Origin of the sequence: Micromonospora sp. NPDC005215 (assembly GCF_040607915.1) — a bacterium.
GTDB lineage: Bacteria > Actinomycetota > Actinomycetes > Mycobacteriales > Micromonosporaceae > Micromonospora.
In genome coordinates, this window is record NZ_JBEXHQ010000007.1 from 69,294 (window position 1) to 84,192 (window position 14,899).

A 14,899-nucleotide genomic window follows, 5' to 3' on the forward strand; every position below is an offset into this window, starting at 1 on the left:
GAATGAGAGGCAGGGCCCCTTGGAACCCACCCCGATGGGCCGCGACCGCGGCCACCGCGCCCCCAGCGCCGAAGAGAAGACCCAGGCCCGCCAGGTGTCGCTACGCCGCATCGGCCGCCTGTTCACCCCCCACCGGCCCGCGCTGGCCGTGGTCACCGTGATCATCGTGCTCTCCTCGATCATCGCGATGGCGACTCCCTTCCTCCTGCGTACCGTGATCGACAGCGCCCTGCCGCAGGGCGACGTGACCCTGCTGGTCTGGCTGGTCCTCGGCATGGTCGCCGTCGCGGCCGTGACCTCCGCCCTCGGCGTCGTGCAGACCTGGATCTCCACCCAGGTCGGGCAGCGGGTCATGCACCGGCTGCGCACCGACGTCTTCAGCCACCTCCAGCGCCAGTCGCTCGGCTTCTTCACCCGCACCCGCACCGGCGAGGTGCAGTCCCGGATCACCAACGACATCGGCGGCATGCAGTCGGTGGTCACCTCCACCGCCACCGCCGTCGCCGCCAACCTCACCACAGTGGTCGCCACCACAGTGGCGATGGTCGCGCTCTCCTGGCAACTCTCCCTGGTCTCGCTCGTGGTGCTGCCGCCGGCGATCTGGCTGACCCGCCGGGTCGCCCGGATGCGCCGCGAGATCACCGCCCAGCGGCAACGCGAACTCGCCGACCTCAACGTCACAGTCGAGGAAGGCCTGTCGATCAGCGGGGTGCAGCTCGCCAAGACCCTCGGCACCGGCCCCGCGCTGATCGACCGGTTCACCGCCTCCTCGGAACGACTCGTCGACCTGGAACTGCGCAGCGAACTGGCCGGCCGCTGGCGGATGGCCTCGATGAGCATCATCTTCGCCGCCGTACCGGCGGTCATCTACCTCGCCGCCGGGCTACCGGGCACCGCCGGCACACTGAGCATCGGCACCCTGGTCGCGTTCACCGCCCTGCAGGGCGGCCTGTTCCGGCCGTTGATGGGCCTGCTCAACGTGGGCGTCTCGCTCACCGCGTCACTCGCGCTCTTCGCCCGGATCTTCGAATACCTCGACCTGCCGGTCGACGTTGCCGACCCCGCCGAGCCGGTCCGCCTCGACCCCACCCGGGTACGCGGACACCTGCGCCTGGAGGACGTCACCTTCGGCTACCCGGGCAGCGACACATCCGCCCTCGCCGGGATCACCCTGGACGTGCCCGCCGGCACCAGCCTCGCCCTGGTCGGCGAGACCGGCTCCGGCAAGAGCACCCTCGCCGGACTGGTCAGCCGCCTGCACGACCCGACCGCCGGCCGGGTCACCGTCGACGGTGTCGACCTGCGCGACCTGCGCCTGGCCGACCTGGCCGCGATCGTCGGCGTGGTCAGCCAGGAGACGTACCTGCTGCACACGACCGTCCGGGAGAACCTGCGCTACGCCCGCCCGGATGCCACCGACACCGAGATCGAGGACGCCGCCCGCGCCGCCCAGATCCACTACCTGATCGCCGGGCTGCCCGACGGGTACGACACCACGGTCGGCTCCCGCGGCCACCGGTTCTCCGGCGGTGAGAAGCAACGGCTCGCCATCGCCCGTACGCTGCTGCGTGACCCCCGCATCCTGGTCCTCGACGAGGCCACCAGCGCACTGGACACCGAGACCGAGCGGGCCGTGCAGCGGGCGTTCGACGTGCTCGCCGAGGGGCGTACCACGATCAGCATCGCGCACCGGCTCTCCACAGTGCGCGACGCCGACCAGATCGCGGTGCTCGACCACGGGCGGATCGTCGAGGCCGGCACCCACGACAGCCTGCTGGACCGCAACGGCCGCTACGCCACCCTCGCCGCCTGAGCCGGCTCCGGCCATGGGTGAAAGGGGCATATAGCATGATTGGTGCGTGGACGCCCAAAGGGTTACTTCGCCATTGACCCGTCAGCCGGGCCGGTTGGTGGCCTTCAGCGATGGAGTCTTCGCCATCGCCGTGACGCTGCTCGTGCTGGAGATCCAACCGCCACCGGACTTCGGGCACCTCCTGCGGGGCCTCGGGGCGCTCTGGTCGTCGTACCTGGCCTACACGCTGAGCTTCCTGCTCATCGGGCAGGTATGGGTCAACCATCACGTCATGTTCGACTGCGTCCGACACGTCGACCGTGGAGTCCTGTTCCTCAACACGCTGCTCCTGATGGTCATCGCGTTCCTGCCGTTCTCCACGTCGCTCCTCGCCGGCGCGCTGCGCGCGGAGCACGGACTGCGGACCGCGGTCCTCGTCTACGGCGGCACACTGTGGATGGCCGCGGCCCTGTTCAACATCATCTGGTTCTATCTGCGCCGCGCCAAACTGCTGGCCCCCACCCTCGGCACCTTCGGCGTCCGGGCCATCGGCCGCCGATTCGCGCTCGCGCTGATCTGGATCGGCTCCGGCATCCTCGTCGGCGCGTTCGTGCCGATCGCGGGCGTCGCCATCATCGCCGGCTTCCTACCCGCCTACTACCTACCCATCCGGGGCGAGTACGGCGAGAACAACACGGACGCCGACCGACCCAAGTAGAGCCAGTGGAGCACATCCGCCATACACCCATCTGCCGTCCGTGCCTGCCGTCGACCCGGCGCTGCCCCTGGTGGTGCTGACGGCGTCGGCCGCAGCGCGCCGATGTGGCACAGCGGCTGGTGGAGTCTCGTAACTGACGGGTGCCCGACACTGTCGAAGGTCGTGCGCGCGAATTGTCGGACGGAAGCGCGAAACTGGGGCTTCCGCGACCGGGGAGGCGCCTCGTGCCGTTCGTCAGATCGCACACCAGGAAGAATGGCGCGCGGGTTCGGGCGCACTACCGCAGGCGGCGTTCCGGGCGCGTTCGACGGAGGTCGACGGTCCGCCGGGTCTCCGGTGGCGGCAGGCCGGCCAACGGCTGGTTTCTGGCGCTGGTTGCCGTCGTCGGCTTCGTGCTCCTCGGCATGGTCGTCGACCTCGTGCGGCGGCACCCCTACTGGTCCGGGTTCCTGGTGACCCTCATCGTCGCCGGGGCGATCACCGTGGGTCTTCTCGTGTCACAGCAACGCGCCCGCGAGCGGGCAGACCAAGCCCACCGTGACAGGTTGATCGCGGTCACCGACGGGATGAGCGGACCCGAGTTCGAGCAGTGGTTCGCCCGGATCCTGGTCGCGTCCGGCTTTTGGAACGTGAGGGTTTGCGGCGGCTCGGGTGACCGGGGAGCGGACGTTTTGGCGAGGGCTCCTGACGGCCGGCACGTCGTGGTGCAGTGCAAGCGGCAGAGCATCAGCAACCGGGTGGGCAGTGCCGCGATCCAGCGGTTCGCCGGCACCTGCCGGGACATCCACGGCGGTGAGGTCTGCATGCTCGTGACGAACAGCTTCTTCACCGCGGGCGACGGCATCCGGATGGCCCAACAGCTCAACATCACGCTTGTGGACCGGGAGGCGCTGGAGATGTGGGCTTGGACGGGGAAACCGCCGCTGGTGGCGCTCGGGGCAGGCGGGATGCGTTGATGTGCAAGGCCGGGTAGACATTCGATGGGCTTGCCAGTGCTGGCAGCCTCGACGGGGTGGGCACCCTTCTGACGCAACTTCCGGCACTCCTCGGCGTACTGGTCGGCACCCTGGGCACCATCCTCGCCACATCACTGGTCGACCGCGCCCGGTGGCGGCGCAGCCAGAGCGTCCGCTGGGACGAACGACGCCTCGACGCGTACGTCGAGTACGCGCACGCCCTCAAGGAAAGTCACATGGTGGCGATGCGGATGACGGCCGACCTACGACCGGGATCGCGCAGCCACCCGATCGACAGTGCTGACGGCCTCGTCCAGCTGGCCGAGTCGGACGCCAAGCGCACCATCGTCTGGGAGAACCTGCTGCTGCTCGGCGACGAACCGACGGTCGTTGCCGCCGCTGCTTGGCGCGACGCGATCTGGCAGGTCGAGAGGCTTGCCCGCCGGGTGACCGAGGTGCCAACGGACATCTCCGATCTGTTGATCCAGATCAATGATGCCCGCGACGGCTACTACCGGGCGGCCCGGCGGAGCCTCGGCGTACGAGGTGGGTCGGTGGAGCAGTCGGCGGCGCTGCGGCAGGCGATGCGTGAGCATCCCGTTGCCGCACCCGGCTCGTGACGGCGGATGGTGAGCGGCATTCCGGGGGTGCGTGCAGCATTCCTGGGCATGGTGAGCCTGGTCGAACGGCGGCCACCACCCGCGTCCGTCGAAAACCTGAGCCTTTTCGGCCTGACCGGCAGGGTCTTTTCGGCGACGCGGGGTTGATCAACTACCGGTATATTCATCGCAACATTACGACGGCGTTTCATTAGATAAGGCACTCAAATGGCTATGCGTTTCAATACGCCACCTGGTTGGCCAGCCGCCCCCGAGGGTTGGCTCCCACCAGCCGGTTGGCAGCCTGATCCATTGTGGCCGGCGCCGCCGGCCGGGTGGCAGTTGTTTGTTGACGACAGCCAGCCGCAGGTGCAAGACAATTTGCCTGCCGTTCGACAACCGACGGAATCGCTGATGCCGGTGGTGGCCGAAACGCGGCCCGAGCCTCCCGCTGCTGTCTCGCCTCCTCCGGCCGAACCCACCGCCCCTCGGATGCCTCCCGCCGAGGAGCCCGGCGTGCTGTGGTCCGCCGTGGGCCAACCGATCACCGGAATCGGTGCCGGGCGCTACAAGCTGACGGCGACCATGCTGTATTTCGAGCGGGGAGTCCTCTCCACGAACGCCCAGCAGGTGCCGATCGCCCACGTGGCCGACGTTGATCTGCGGCAGTCGATGACTCAGAAGGCCCGTGGGCTCGGAAGCGTTGTGGTGAAGGTGCAGCGTGCGAGCGGCGTGGAACTGGTTGTCCTTGACGACCTTCCAGATCCCCGCCGGGCAGTTGCTGTCATCAACCAGACAGCGCAGGCGGCCCGGCTCGTCGAACAGCAGCGCGTGAACACCCACCATTATTCTGGGCCTCCGCCGACGGCACCGGCACCAGCAGCAGCGGCGTCAGTGGTCGACCCGATCGCGCAGCTTCGGCAACTCGGCGAGTTGAGGGATGCGGGCATCCTGACCGAGGACGAGTTCGCCACCAAGAAGGCGGAGATTCTTGCCCGCCTCTGACGACAGGGCGGGACACACCGATGACTCGACACCCTGCCTCTAGGATCTCTGGAATGCAGGAGGGCCGGTGGACGACGATCACGCCGTCGCAGTTCGCGCACGAGCGGGAGGCGCTGGCGCACGTCCAGGCGCTGCTGCCGGACAGCGAGCCCTACCGTGCCTGGTCAAACTTCACCTTCACCGCCCAGACCGGGCATCCCTACGAGGTCGACCTGTTGGTCGCCGCCCCCGGCGGCCTCTACCTCATCGAGATCAAGAGCCTCAACGGCCGGCTCAAGTCCAGCGGCTCCAACTGGATCCTCCAGGGCCCGAACGGCACGCGTACCTTCGACAACCCGCTGCACCTGGCCGACGGCAAGGCCAAGAAGCTCAAGTCGCTACTCCAGGTAGCCGCCGCACGACGTAAGGGTCAGCAGGTCAGGATCCCCTTCGTGCAGGCGGCGGTGTTCCTGTCCAAGCCTGGCCTGCGGGTGGACCTGTCCGAGCATCACCTGCACGGCATCTTCGGCCCGGAGCCGGCTGCGGGTCGTGAGCCCGGGCCATTGCCGACGATCAGCTCGCTGCTGCAGCGACCACCACAGGACGAACGGCAGCGGGTCACCAAGGAGGTGTCCGCGGCACTGCCCGACCTGCTCGACGCGGTGGGCATCGCCCGTAGCCGACGGCACTACCAGGTCGGCGCATGGGAGTTGGAACCTCGTCCGTTCGATGTCGGCCCCACCTGGCAGGACCACCAGGCGCGGCACCGCGACCTGGAGCGCGAGCGCCGCCGGGTGCGGATCTACCTGGTCGAGCGCAATGCCGTACAGACCGAGCGGGCCAGCATCGAACGTGCCGCCAAGCGGGAGATGCTCGCCCTGCACGGCATCAACCACCCGGGGATCGTGCAGGTCGACTCAATGGAGTCGCACGAGGCCGGCCCGGCACTGATCTTCCGGTACGACCCCCGCTCGGTGCGCCTGGACCACTACATGGCCCAGTACGGCGACCGCCTGGACGCGCTGAGCCGACTCGCGATGATCCGCCAGCTCGCCGAAACGGTGGCGTACTCGCACCGGCGGCGTCTGCACCACCGGGCCCTGTCCGCCCGCAGCGTCCTGGTCAACCCTGGCGCGACGCGGCGCGGTGGCAGCGAGGACGAAGCCTGGCTCACACCGCAACTGAAGATCAGCGACTGGCAGGCAGCGACCCGAGGCGTGGACAGCGCCGGGGGCAGCAGCGGCGATCCGGTGACCCTCTCCTCGCACGCGGCGGCGCACATCGAGCGGTCCGCCGAGGCGTACCTCGCTCCGGAGTTGACCGCGCCGACGCCCGATGCGGTGGCGATGGACGTCTTCGGCCTCGGCGCGCTGGCGTATCTGATCCTGACCGGTCAACCGCCGGCCGCGAAACGTCCCGAACTGCTCGCCCGGTTGGCCCGCGACAACGGTCTGCGGGCCGCGGCTGTCGCCGACGGCATCAGTGAGTTCGCCGACGAGCTGATCCAGGCCGCCACCGCACCGGTTCCGACCCAGCGGCTCACCACGGTGGCCGACTTCGTCGAGATGCTCCAAGGCGTCGAGGACGAGCTGACCACCCCACCCCCTGCTTCCGTACACCCTGAGGACCCGGAACCCGAGCAGGCCGACCCGCTGGAAGCGCGCGGCGGGGACCGGGTCGGCGAGTGGAAGATCGTCCGCCGCCTCGGCACCGGCTCGACCTGCCGGGCATTCCTCGGCTTCAACGAGCGCACCCGCCGGGAAGAGGTGCTCAAGGTCGGGCTGTCCGACGAGAAGGGCGCCCGACTGGCCCACGAGGCCCGGGTGCTCAGCCCGCTCACCGACTCCCGGGTGATCCGGTTGGCGCGGCCCGAGCCGTTGCAACTGGGCAACCGCACCGTCGTGGTCCTGGAGCACGCCGGCGACCACACTCTGGCCCGAAAGTTGCGCGACGACGGCCGGCTCACCGTCGACGAGTTGGAGACGTACAGCGACTACCTGTTCGGCGCCCTCGACTATCTGGAGGGCGAGGGCGTCTACCACCGCGACATCAAGCCGGACAACATCGCCATCCGGATCCGGCCCAATCGCACCCGGCAGTTGGTGCTGTTCGACTTCTCCCTCGCTGGCGTCTCGGTCAAGGAGATCAGCGCCGGGACGCCCCGCTACCTGGACCCCTTCCTGGGCGCGGCCAACCGTCCCGTCTACGACAAACACGCCGAGTGGTACGCGCTGGCGGTCACCCTGCACGAGATGGCATCCGGGGAACTGCCGGTCTGGGGCGACGGGGGCACCGAACCGCAGCTCACCGACGGCCCACCGGTGCTGGCCGCCGAGGCGTTCGACCCGGCCATCCGCGACGGGCTCGTGGAGTTCTTCCAGCGCGCGCTGCACCGTGACCACCGGCAGCGTCACGCGTCGCTGAAGGACGTGCGCGACGCCTGGCAGGACGTCTTCCGCCGCTCCGACGCGAGCACCCCGGTCGGCACCGAACACCCGGACGTCGACGAGCCGGACGAGCAGATCGCCGCGACGGCCCGCGACGAGGCCGCTGGCAAGGCCACCCGGGCCACCACGCTGGAGGCCGCCGGTCTCACCCCACGGGCGGTCTCGGCCGCGCACCGCCTGGAGGCCACCACCGTCGCCGAGCTGCTCGCTGTCGCGAACAAGCTCGCGCACCTGCCCGGTCTCGGCGCGAAGACCCGCCAGGAGCTGCAACGCCGGGTCAAGGAGTGGCGCCAGCGGCTGGGGGAGCGGGAAACGCTGCCCACCACGCCCGCCGCCCGTAAGGCGGCCAGCGAAGAGGCGGCCACCGAGGCCACCGCCGGCCACGGCGACACCGATCTGGTACGCGTCGGCCTGGACGCCATCGCCACGCTCCTCATCCCCGCCAAGAACGGCCGCAACGCCACCGAGATCGAGGGCACCCGGCTGCTGCTGCACCTGCCCGACGAGTCGGGGGAGCTGCCAGCCTTGCAGCTCTGGCCGCAGCAGCCGCAGGTGGCCAGCGCGCTGGGCGTCACCGCCGGCCGGGTCGCGCAGATCCTCGGGAAGCAGCGCAAACGCTGGCAGGACATCCCGGTCGTCAGCAGCGTGCGTACCCAGATCATCGAGTTGTTGCACGACGGCGGCCGGGTGATGGGCGTCGCCGAGCTGGCCGCGGCGCTGTTGAGCAGCCGCGGCTCGGTGCGCACCGGCGACGCCCTGCGTCTCGCGGTGGCCGTCGCTGCGGTACGCGCCGCCGTGGAGGTCGACGCGCTCGCCGACGAGCCGCGCCTGCTGCTGCGCCGGCACTCCCGCGCCGACATCGACGGCAAGCCCCACCCGCGCGGCGACCGGCTGCTGGTGGCGCTGGAGGTCAGCGAGGACGACGCGCCGGACACACCGGCCGCGCCGGCGCTGCTCGACTACGCCGACGCACTTGGCAAGGCCGCCGACAAACTCGCCGCCAGCGAGGTGCTGCCCAGCCCGGCGACTGTGCTGCGTACCCTCGCGGCGGTGACCGCGCCCGGCGGAGCGGCCGACGCGTTCGACGAACGGCGTCGCGTGATGCTCGCCGCGGTGGCCTCGGAGCGGGCCGCCGCCACCGCGCGACTGGAGCTCTACCCGCGTGACCTCGACCCGGTGCGGGCGTTGCGGCTGGCCCAGGCCGGCCTGGTGTCGCTGACGAGCGCGGTCGATGGCCGGCGTGCGCTCACCCCGACGCACGTCGCCGACCGGGTGACCGCCCGCTTCCCGGAGCTGGACCCGCTGCCGGGCCACCCTAAACTGGACCGGCTGCTCGCCGAGGCGGGTTTCGAGCTGCGCTGGGACCGGGACCGCTACGTGTCGCCGCCGCCGCGTGCGGCATCGTCGTCGGTGTCGATCGTCCAGCGGCGCCCGTCGGTGACGGCGGCGCCGAGCCGGTGGACGGCGGAGTCGCCGGAACTGGCGGCCGCGATGCGGGCTGAGGAGCGGCTGGCAGGGGCGCGGTCCGCGGGCGGGTTCCGGGCATTGACGGTACGCCTCAACCGGTATCACCTGGCCCGGGAGGAGCTGGCCCAACGCTTCGACGCCCGACCGGTCAACGTGGCGGCGCACTTCCTGGATCACCTGCACGCCCTGGTCGACGCCCGCCCGAAGCCGACGTGGGAAACGGTGCTCGGCGCGGATATCGCCGAGGAGGGGTCCCGGGCGGCGATCAAGCTGGGGGAGTACGTCGAGCAGGCGTGGCAGCTGACCGTGCCGTCGCTGCACGCCTCGCTGTCTGCCGCGGAGGGGCCGGTGCTGCTGCACGACGCGGCGGTGCTGGCCCGGTACCGGGCGATGGACCGGCTGCACGAGTTGGCCGATGCGGCGCGGGGCGGGGCCGGGGACGTGTGGGTGCTCTGCCCGATGGAGGACCCGGCGCTGCTGCCCAAGCTGGACGGTGTGGTGGTGCGGGTGGGCGACAACGAGTGGATCGCGCTGCCGGACGCCTGGGTCGTCAACGCCCACCGCAGCGCGGTCACCGCTTGACGCACCAAACCGTCGTTGCGGGCCGCTGTCAGCTAAAGTCAAGTGCCCTTGCCGCCCCGTCGAGCAGTTGCTTGTACGTGATCACCTCAATGCGGGCAAGATGGCTGCTGTAGGTGCGCAGAACATCGTTCAGTTCTGATTCCTCGACATCAGGTTGAAAGTCGGGATGCCCGATGATAACGGTTGCTCCGGCACGCCGAACGTCGACACCGTGTTGGTTGAGGATGCGCGGCCTGTCCTCATCGAGTGCGAGCAGATAGTTCATGGTCTGTCCGACTGCGCGATGTACCTGGCTGTTGGGAATCACGTTGCCGCGCTGGTGTGTGACGATCCCGAGGTTTGCTCGCTTCAGCTCTACAACGTGTATGGAGCCGTCTGGTCTGACGAGCGAAATGTCCAACTCGTTTCCCGGAACGAGTCGACGGCGGCCGAGTTCCTGCAGGTACGAACCCCCGAAGATCCAGAGGTTCCGCGCGAGCGCGTGCTGGAGGTCGCCTTCTGTGCTGTGCGGGTTTTGCACGACGCACCTCAGGTGTTGGAGTGCGTCCGATCGGATCTTGAGCTGCGAGAGCTGAACCAACTCCGCCAGCGATAGTGTGGCTGAGCCAGATTGGTGGTGGTTGGCAGCGACGCCCACTGCTATTGACAGATTCTCAATATCGAGCCGGTCGAGAAGAGCCTCGCGCAGCCATGCCGACGACTCCCGGGGGCCACGCATCATCCGGTAGCGGCCCGGCTCCTGCTCGTCCTCTTCGATGGATCGTGCGGACGCGAAAAGCCCGTCCAGGAAATGGTAGATCTCGTCTGGAGAGGCATCCGGCTGGTCAGCGTTGAACTGCCTCAAAGACGTCAGGAAGAGCTGACCGAAGTCCTCAACAGTGCTTCGGATGTAGCCGAGATACCTCAGTCGACTTCCAGGAAAGAGCTGGTACTTGATCTCGAGATCCGGACGCAGCATGACGTACATCGAGTACGCTAATGCGTCCTCGATGCGCTTACTTGCGTGAAGGTCATCTTCGCTTTTGGCGGCGGATCCCGCGTATCGCAAGAGGTCAACTAGGTCCCTCCCGCCGCGGTACGGGCTGCGCTTGCCCATGTGCCGCAGTGCATCGTCGAGGAGACTGCGGACGTGATCCGAGACGCCGAGCTCAATGATCTTTTCGAGGAAAAGTCGAAGGGTTAGGTCGGACCGGGTCGGCATCTGCACCTCTTACGTCGTCTTCCAGCAGGACGCTCATCATGCAACGGGCACCCGACAGGGCCGTTTGACGCTTGGCCGGTTCGAAGCCACTTACGGTCGCCCACCGGCGACGGGAGGCTGGGCGAACTGGACGAAGGCATCCTTGGGGGACGGGCACTCCCGCGCGTGCATGGTCCCGGTCGCGCAGCGCCCGCTTGATCTGGTCCTTCTCCTGGCTGACCAGCCGTGTCGTCTCGTCGAGCATGGCCAACTTGCCAGCCATCCGAACCTGCAGATCGTCTGGACCACGTCCATCAGAAATCCGACAGCATCAATAGGTGCAGGTAAGGCGCGCATCCGTCTGGCAGCGAGGCAATCTCGCTAGAGCGGCAAAATGCCTGATCTTCAGCGACGGGGCCTGGTTGGCAGTGGCGAGCCACGTACTTAGGGTTATCAGTGCTTCACCCCAAGCGACGGCGAGCCGATTGGCGGACTGCGGATGGCTGTGAACACGCATCGAGCGAATTGCGCGAATGCTCAAAATCCGGGCTGCAAGTGCTCCGGCTGTGGTGGCTCGCTGCATGGCTGGGATGGCTGGGCGACGCTCGCCGTCGAGCGCCCGGCCGTACGCGACGAGCGGCGGCGCGCGCTCAACGACGACATCCAGAATGGCCGCGCCGGGGAACTGAGGACCAACGCGAAGAACCGACAGCTCTCCCTCGATCTTGCCCGTGTGGGCATCGCTGGGCACCTGTGGGCCACAGACCCGCGTCCCAGGACCGAGGGCAGGCTTGAACGTGACTTCGAGGTCGGCGACCGGACGGCGGTGGAGTTCGACAACGGGCGGATGAACCTCCTCGCCGATGCGATCATGGTGGAACCCTGGGACGAGATATCGCGCGACATCGACCACCTCGTTCAGAACGAGCCAACCGCTCGGGAGATCAAGAAGGGTCTGGCCAGTCACGGCTGGTGCAGCCTCCTGGTAGCGCTGATCCAGTTGATTGAGCGGATCAACAAGGTCATCGGCCTTTTCACCGACGCGGCCAAGCAGGCCGTCAAGAACGCGTTGTCGAATCACTTCACGTCCCGCATCTCCGAGATGGTGAAGGACGCTGTCGTCGACATCGTCGTCGACAAGGTGTGGGCGGCCCTGACGCGGCTGCTCGAAGCTCACTTCCCTCTGCTGGGCGCCGACACCGTGCGCGTCCTGCGGATGTTGGCCGTGTTCGCGTGCCCGTCGGTCGAACGGCACAGGGACGTCTACCAGCACGCTGTCGTGCCCCTCCTGGGTGATGCCCAAGGGTTCGTCGCGGAGGACGTCAAAGCGCAGGTGATCACTCTCTTCACGGCGTGGTGGCAGCGCAAGGGCACCGAACCGGCCCTGTGACGCCGTCCGGCGGCATCAGGGTGAGCAGTCGGGGCCGCATTGATCATTGAGCCGCCTGAGACAGAACGGATTGGCCCCGTCGGACGAGAGGACTCAGTCAAGACCCTTGATGCCAACTGTGGGACTCCGTACGGTGAGTCTCCACTCGCCGCAAGATGAGCGTGGCTCAACGTCAGTGTCCACTCGGCATGAATTTCAGGACTTTCCCGCGTCCTCTCGGTCACCACGGATCGCCTACGTGCGATGGGAGTGTGTCGATGGACGAGTTGCGGATCCTGGCTGGGTGCCGGCGTCATGCAGCGTAGGCGCACGGTGCCGCATGGAGATGTGGAAGGACGAGAGTGGATCAGCAGGCAGAAGTGCGGATCGCAGGTTCGCTCCCGCTCGCGGTGGTGATGGACGCGTTGCGGGCCGCGCGGACCGTCTTCCATTCGGAGGCGGACTTCCAGCACGCCTTCGCCTGGGCTGTTCACCGCCTGGACAACGAGGTCCAGGTGAGGTTGGAAGTGCGGCAGGAGGAGAAGGCGTACCTGGATTTGCTCTGCTTCGGTCCGAAGGGCCGGACGGCGATCGAGTTCAAGTACTTCACCGCACTCTGGGACGGCGTCGACCCTCGCAGCGGCGAACAGTTCCGGCTGCGTCACCACGGCGCCCCGGATCTGGCCCGGCTGGGCTTCGTGGTCGACGTCGCCCGGCTGGAACGGTTCTGCCATCCCGGCCCCGCCCCGATGAACGGTCTGGCCGTTCTGCTCACCAACGACCGTGGGATGTGGAGCCCGCCGGCCGGCGCTCGGCCGACGCGGGACGGCGAGTTCCGCCTGCACGAGGGACGCAGGCTTCGGGGCAGGCTTCGCTGGGGGACCGAGGGCAGCTACTTCGCGGCGAATCAGCGCGACCTGCTCGGTGACTACCCGCTGATCTGGCGGGACTTCGCCCGCCTGGACGGCCGCAACGGCGAGTTCCGCTGGCTGGCGGTGCAGGTCGACCAGGTGCAGCCCACGGCGGCGGAAGTGGTGGGTGCCTGATGCCGCATCGGAACAGGTTCACGGCCTCCTGCCGCGCCATTGCGTTTCCCGCAGGGCTGATCTCACCAAACGCGGTTCTGGAGTTCAGTACGGACGATCTCGCCCATGCTCTGTTCAGTACCGGTAGGGCGCCGGGCGACGAGGTACGCCATGGGTGGGCATCCGTGTGGGAGTTCGTCCATCGCACCTCGCTCATTCCGGCGTACGTGCGCAGGACCCGCGGCGGCGCGCTGGTGAAGTCGGCCCTTGCCAGGGAGTTGGATCGCTCGGAGAAGGGGACGCTGTCGTACTCGCTCGGGCAAGCGCTGACCGGGATCTTCTGCGAGCGAAAACTGGGGGTGACGCACCTGCTGCACATTGACCGCTACGGAAGCAGGTGGGGGGTCGTCTTCGCGGCCACCAAGAAGCGGGCAGATCTCTTCGGCCTGTCACCGACAGGCTGGGTGGTCGCCGAGGCCAAGGGACGCTCCAACGGCATGGAACCGGCCCTACCGAACACCCTCGTCGCTCAGAAGCGCTCGGTGAAGTCCATCTCCGGCAAACGCCCCTGGCTCGCCCTGGGCTGCGTCGCGGCCTTTCCGCCGCATCGGCACGAGCTGTCCATCACCGCGGTGGACCCGGACGAGGAAGGACCCGAACCGGTCGACGTCGACCTGGACCGGGACCGATACATGCTGGCGTACTACGAACCGTTCCTCGCCGCCATCGCCGCAGGAACTCCGCAGGTACGGGACCAGCGCTACCTCGCCTCCCGTCTTGGCCTGCTCGACCTTCGTGTTGGCCTGCGCCGGGACATTGCCGTCAGGGTTCAGCAGGCAAGCCAGGGGGAGCTGTCAGGTCTGTACGACTCGGTCGTCGAGCTTCTCGACTCCGGTTTTGAGCTGGACGAGGCAGCCACCGCCTTCCCGATGGGACGCTGGTCGGGTCTGACTGGACGGATGCCATCTCCCTCAACGACTGGCGCTTCTGACCCTGACTTGATCGGGTGACCTGCCCCGACCCGGCGTCGCACCCCGCTCGGTCACCGGCTCGGGCGCGGGGTGGAGGCCGGCGAGTTGGACGAAGACCTCGCGTTTGGCTGTCGCGTTACCCCGGCGATTGAGGACGTAGCCGGTCAACCAGACCCAACCTTCGTACGTCGGTCGGTCGCAGACTGAGACGACGCGCAGGGTCAGCGCGCGATCCCCGGCGAACTGCACCGACGCGCGGCCGTCAATGACGAGCAGGTCGCCGGGGGAGGGGCGCGCGGTCACCAGTGGCCAGAGTTGCGGCCCTGCCCCTGCGCCGACGAGCACTCCCGCGCGTGCATGGCCTGCCAGTCACGCAGCGCCCGCTTGACCCGGTCGTTCTCCTGGCTGAGCAGCCGTACCGTCTCGTTGAGCATGGCCAGCTCGTCGCCCACCCGGGCCTGGAACTCGCGTACCTCATCGGGGTCGACGCCGCGTCGGCACGCGGCGAACTCGCGAGTCCGCACCTCGTGCGGCGTCAACCGGCTTGGGTAGCCGGCGGGGTAGGGCTGACCACCTCGATACACCTGAGCCACGACGATCCTCTCTGAGGGCAGGCGGGAGCGCGGAAGGTCCTTGCGGTGGGTCTGGAAGGGCGGGCCGTCCGCTCGGGGGCCGCGGGCGACCCGCCCGCTCCGCCGCCGCAGCCCAATTCAGCGGTACGACAGCAGAGCAGTCTGGTGGGTCGGGACGGGCACACGCACCCGCCCCGACCAGGGGATGAGCCGAACTCGTTGCCACGCGAGGAGCGG

At 68.4% G+C, this 14,899-nt stretch carries 12 protein-coding genes; 9 read left to right on the forward strand and 3 right to left on the reverse strand.

The features are described from left to right. Positions 1 to 34: 34 nt before the first annotated feature. From ABZU25_RS08515 to pglW, 6 genes are all read left to right on the forward strand, one after another. Positions 35 to 1,813: an ABC transporter ATP-binding protein gene (locus ABZU25_RS08515; RefSeq protein WP_355028759.1), complete on the forward strand. Its 1,779-nt coding sequence runs from the start codon at positions 35 to 37 to the stop codon at positions 1,811 to 1,813. Positions 1,814 to 1,886: 73 nt separating this feature from the next. Further along, complete coding sequence (locus tag ABZU25_RS08520) at positions 1,887 to 2,510, forward strand: TMEM175 family protein (protein WP_355028682.1); 624 nt, start codon at positions 1,887 to 1,889, stop codon at positions 2,508 to 2,510. A 224-nt stretch (positions 2,511 to 2,734) separates the two neighbouring features. After that, positions 2,735 to 3,466 carry a restriction endonuclease gene (locus ABZU25_RS08525; RefSeq protein WP_355028683.1) on the forward strand — a complete coding sequence of 244 codons (732 nt, stop codon included), beginning with the start codon at positions 2,735 to 2,737 and terminating at the stop codon, positions 3,464 to 3,466. Positions 3,467 to 3,522: 56 nt separating this feature from the next. Then, positions 3,523 to 4,086 carry a hypothetical protein gene (locus ABZU25_RS08530; RefSeq protein ID WP_355028684.1) on the forward strand — a complete coding sequence of 188 codons (564 nt, stop codon included), beginning with the start codon at positions 3,523 to 3,525 and terminating at the stop codon, positions 4,084 to 4,086. Positions 4,087 to 4,407: 321 nt separating this feature from the next. Continuing rightward, positions 4,408 to 5,070, forward strand: coding sequence for a PH domain-containing protein (locus tag ABZU25_RS08535; protein ID WP_355028685.1), 663 nt, complete (start codon positions 4,408 to 4,410; stop codon positions 5,068 to 5,070). 53 nt (positions 5,071 to 5,123) lie between these two features. After that, complete coding sequence (gene pglW / locus ABZU25_RS08540) at positions 5,124 to 9,545, forward strand: BREX system serine/threonine kinase PglW (RefSeq protein ID WP_355028686.1); 4,422 nt, start codon at positions 5,124 to 5,126, stop codon at positions 9,543 to 9,545. A 28-nt stretch (positions 9,546 to 9,573) separates the two neighbouring features. Here pglW and ABZU25_RS08545 read toward each other — a convergent pair whose 3' ends face one another. Further along, positions 9,574 to 10,746, reverse strand: coding sequence for a Shedu anti-phage system protein SduA domain-containing protein (locus tag ABZU25_RS08545; RefSeq protein WP_355028687.1), 1,173 nt, complete (start codon positions 10,744 to 10,746; stop codon positions 9,574 to 9,576). A 478-nt stretch (positions 10,747 to 11,224) separates the two neighbouring features. Between ABZU25_RS08545 and ABZU25_RS08550 the strand changes: the two genes are divergently transcribed. The 3 genes from ABZU25_RS08550 (at position 11,225) to ABZU25_RS08560 (ending at position 14,129) form a co-directional block, all read left to right on the forward strand. Then, positions 11,225 to 12,115, forward strand: a complete 891-nt coding sequence (locus tag ABZU25_RS08550) for a hypothetical protein (protein WP_355028688.1) — start codon at positions 11,225 to 11,227, stop codon at positions 12,113 to 12,115. 341 nt (positions 12,116 to 12,456) lie between these two features. After that, a complete protein-coding gene (locus ABZU25_RS08555; protein WP_355028689.1) occupies positions 12,457 to 13,140 on the forward strand; it encodes a hypothetical protein in 684 nt (227 codons plus the stop codon). A 164-nt stretch (positions 13,141 to 13,304) separates the two neighbouring features. Beyond that, positions 13,305 to 14,129 (forward strand): hypothetical protein, encoded by an 825-nt coding sequence (locus ABZU25_RS08560; protein WP_355028690.1) that lies wholly within the window; start codon positions 13,305 to 13,307, stop codon positions 14,127 to 14,129. Here ABZU25_RS08560 and ABZU25_RS08565 read toward each other — a convergent pair. Further along, positions 14,091 to 14,396, reverse strand: coding sequence for a hypothetical protein (locus ABZU25_RS08565; protein WP_355028760.1), 306 nt, complete (start codon positions 14,394 to 14,396; stop codon positions 14,091 to 14,093). The two genes, ABZU25_RS08560 and ABZU25_RS08565, sit on opposite strands and share 39 nt — an antisense overlap. Beyond that, a complete protein-coding gene (locus ABZU25_RS08570; RefSeq protein ID WP_355028761.1) occupies positions 14,390 to 14,629 on the reverse strand; it encodes a DivIVA domain-containing protein in 240 nt (79 codons plus the stop codon). Before ABZU25_RS08570 ends, ABZU25_RS08565 begins: the two co-directional genes overlap by 7 nt. Between the last annotated feature and the right edge of the window lie 270 nt (positions 14,630 to 14,899).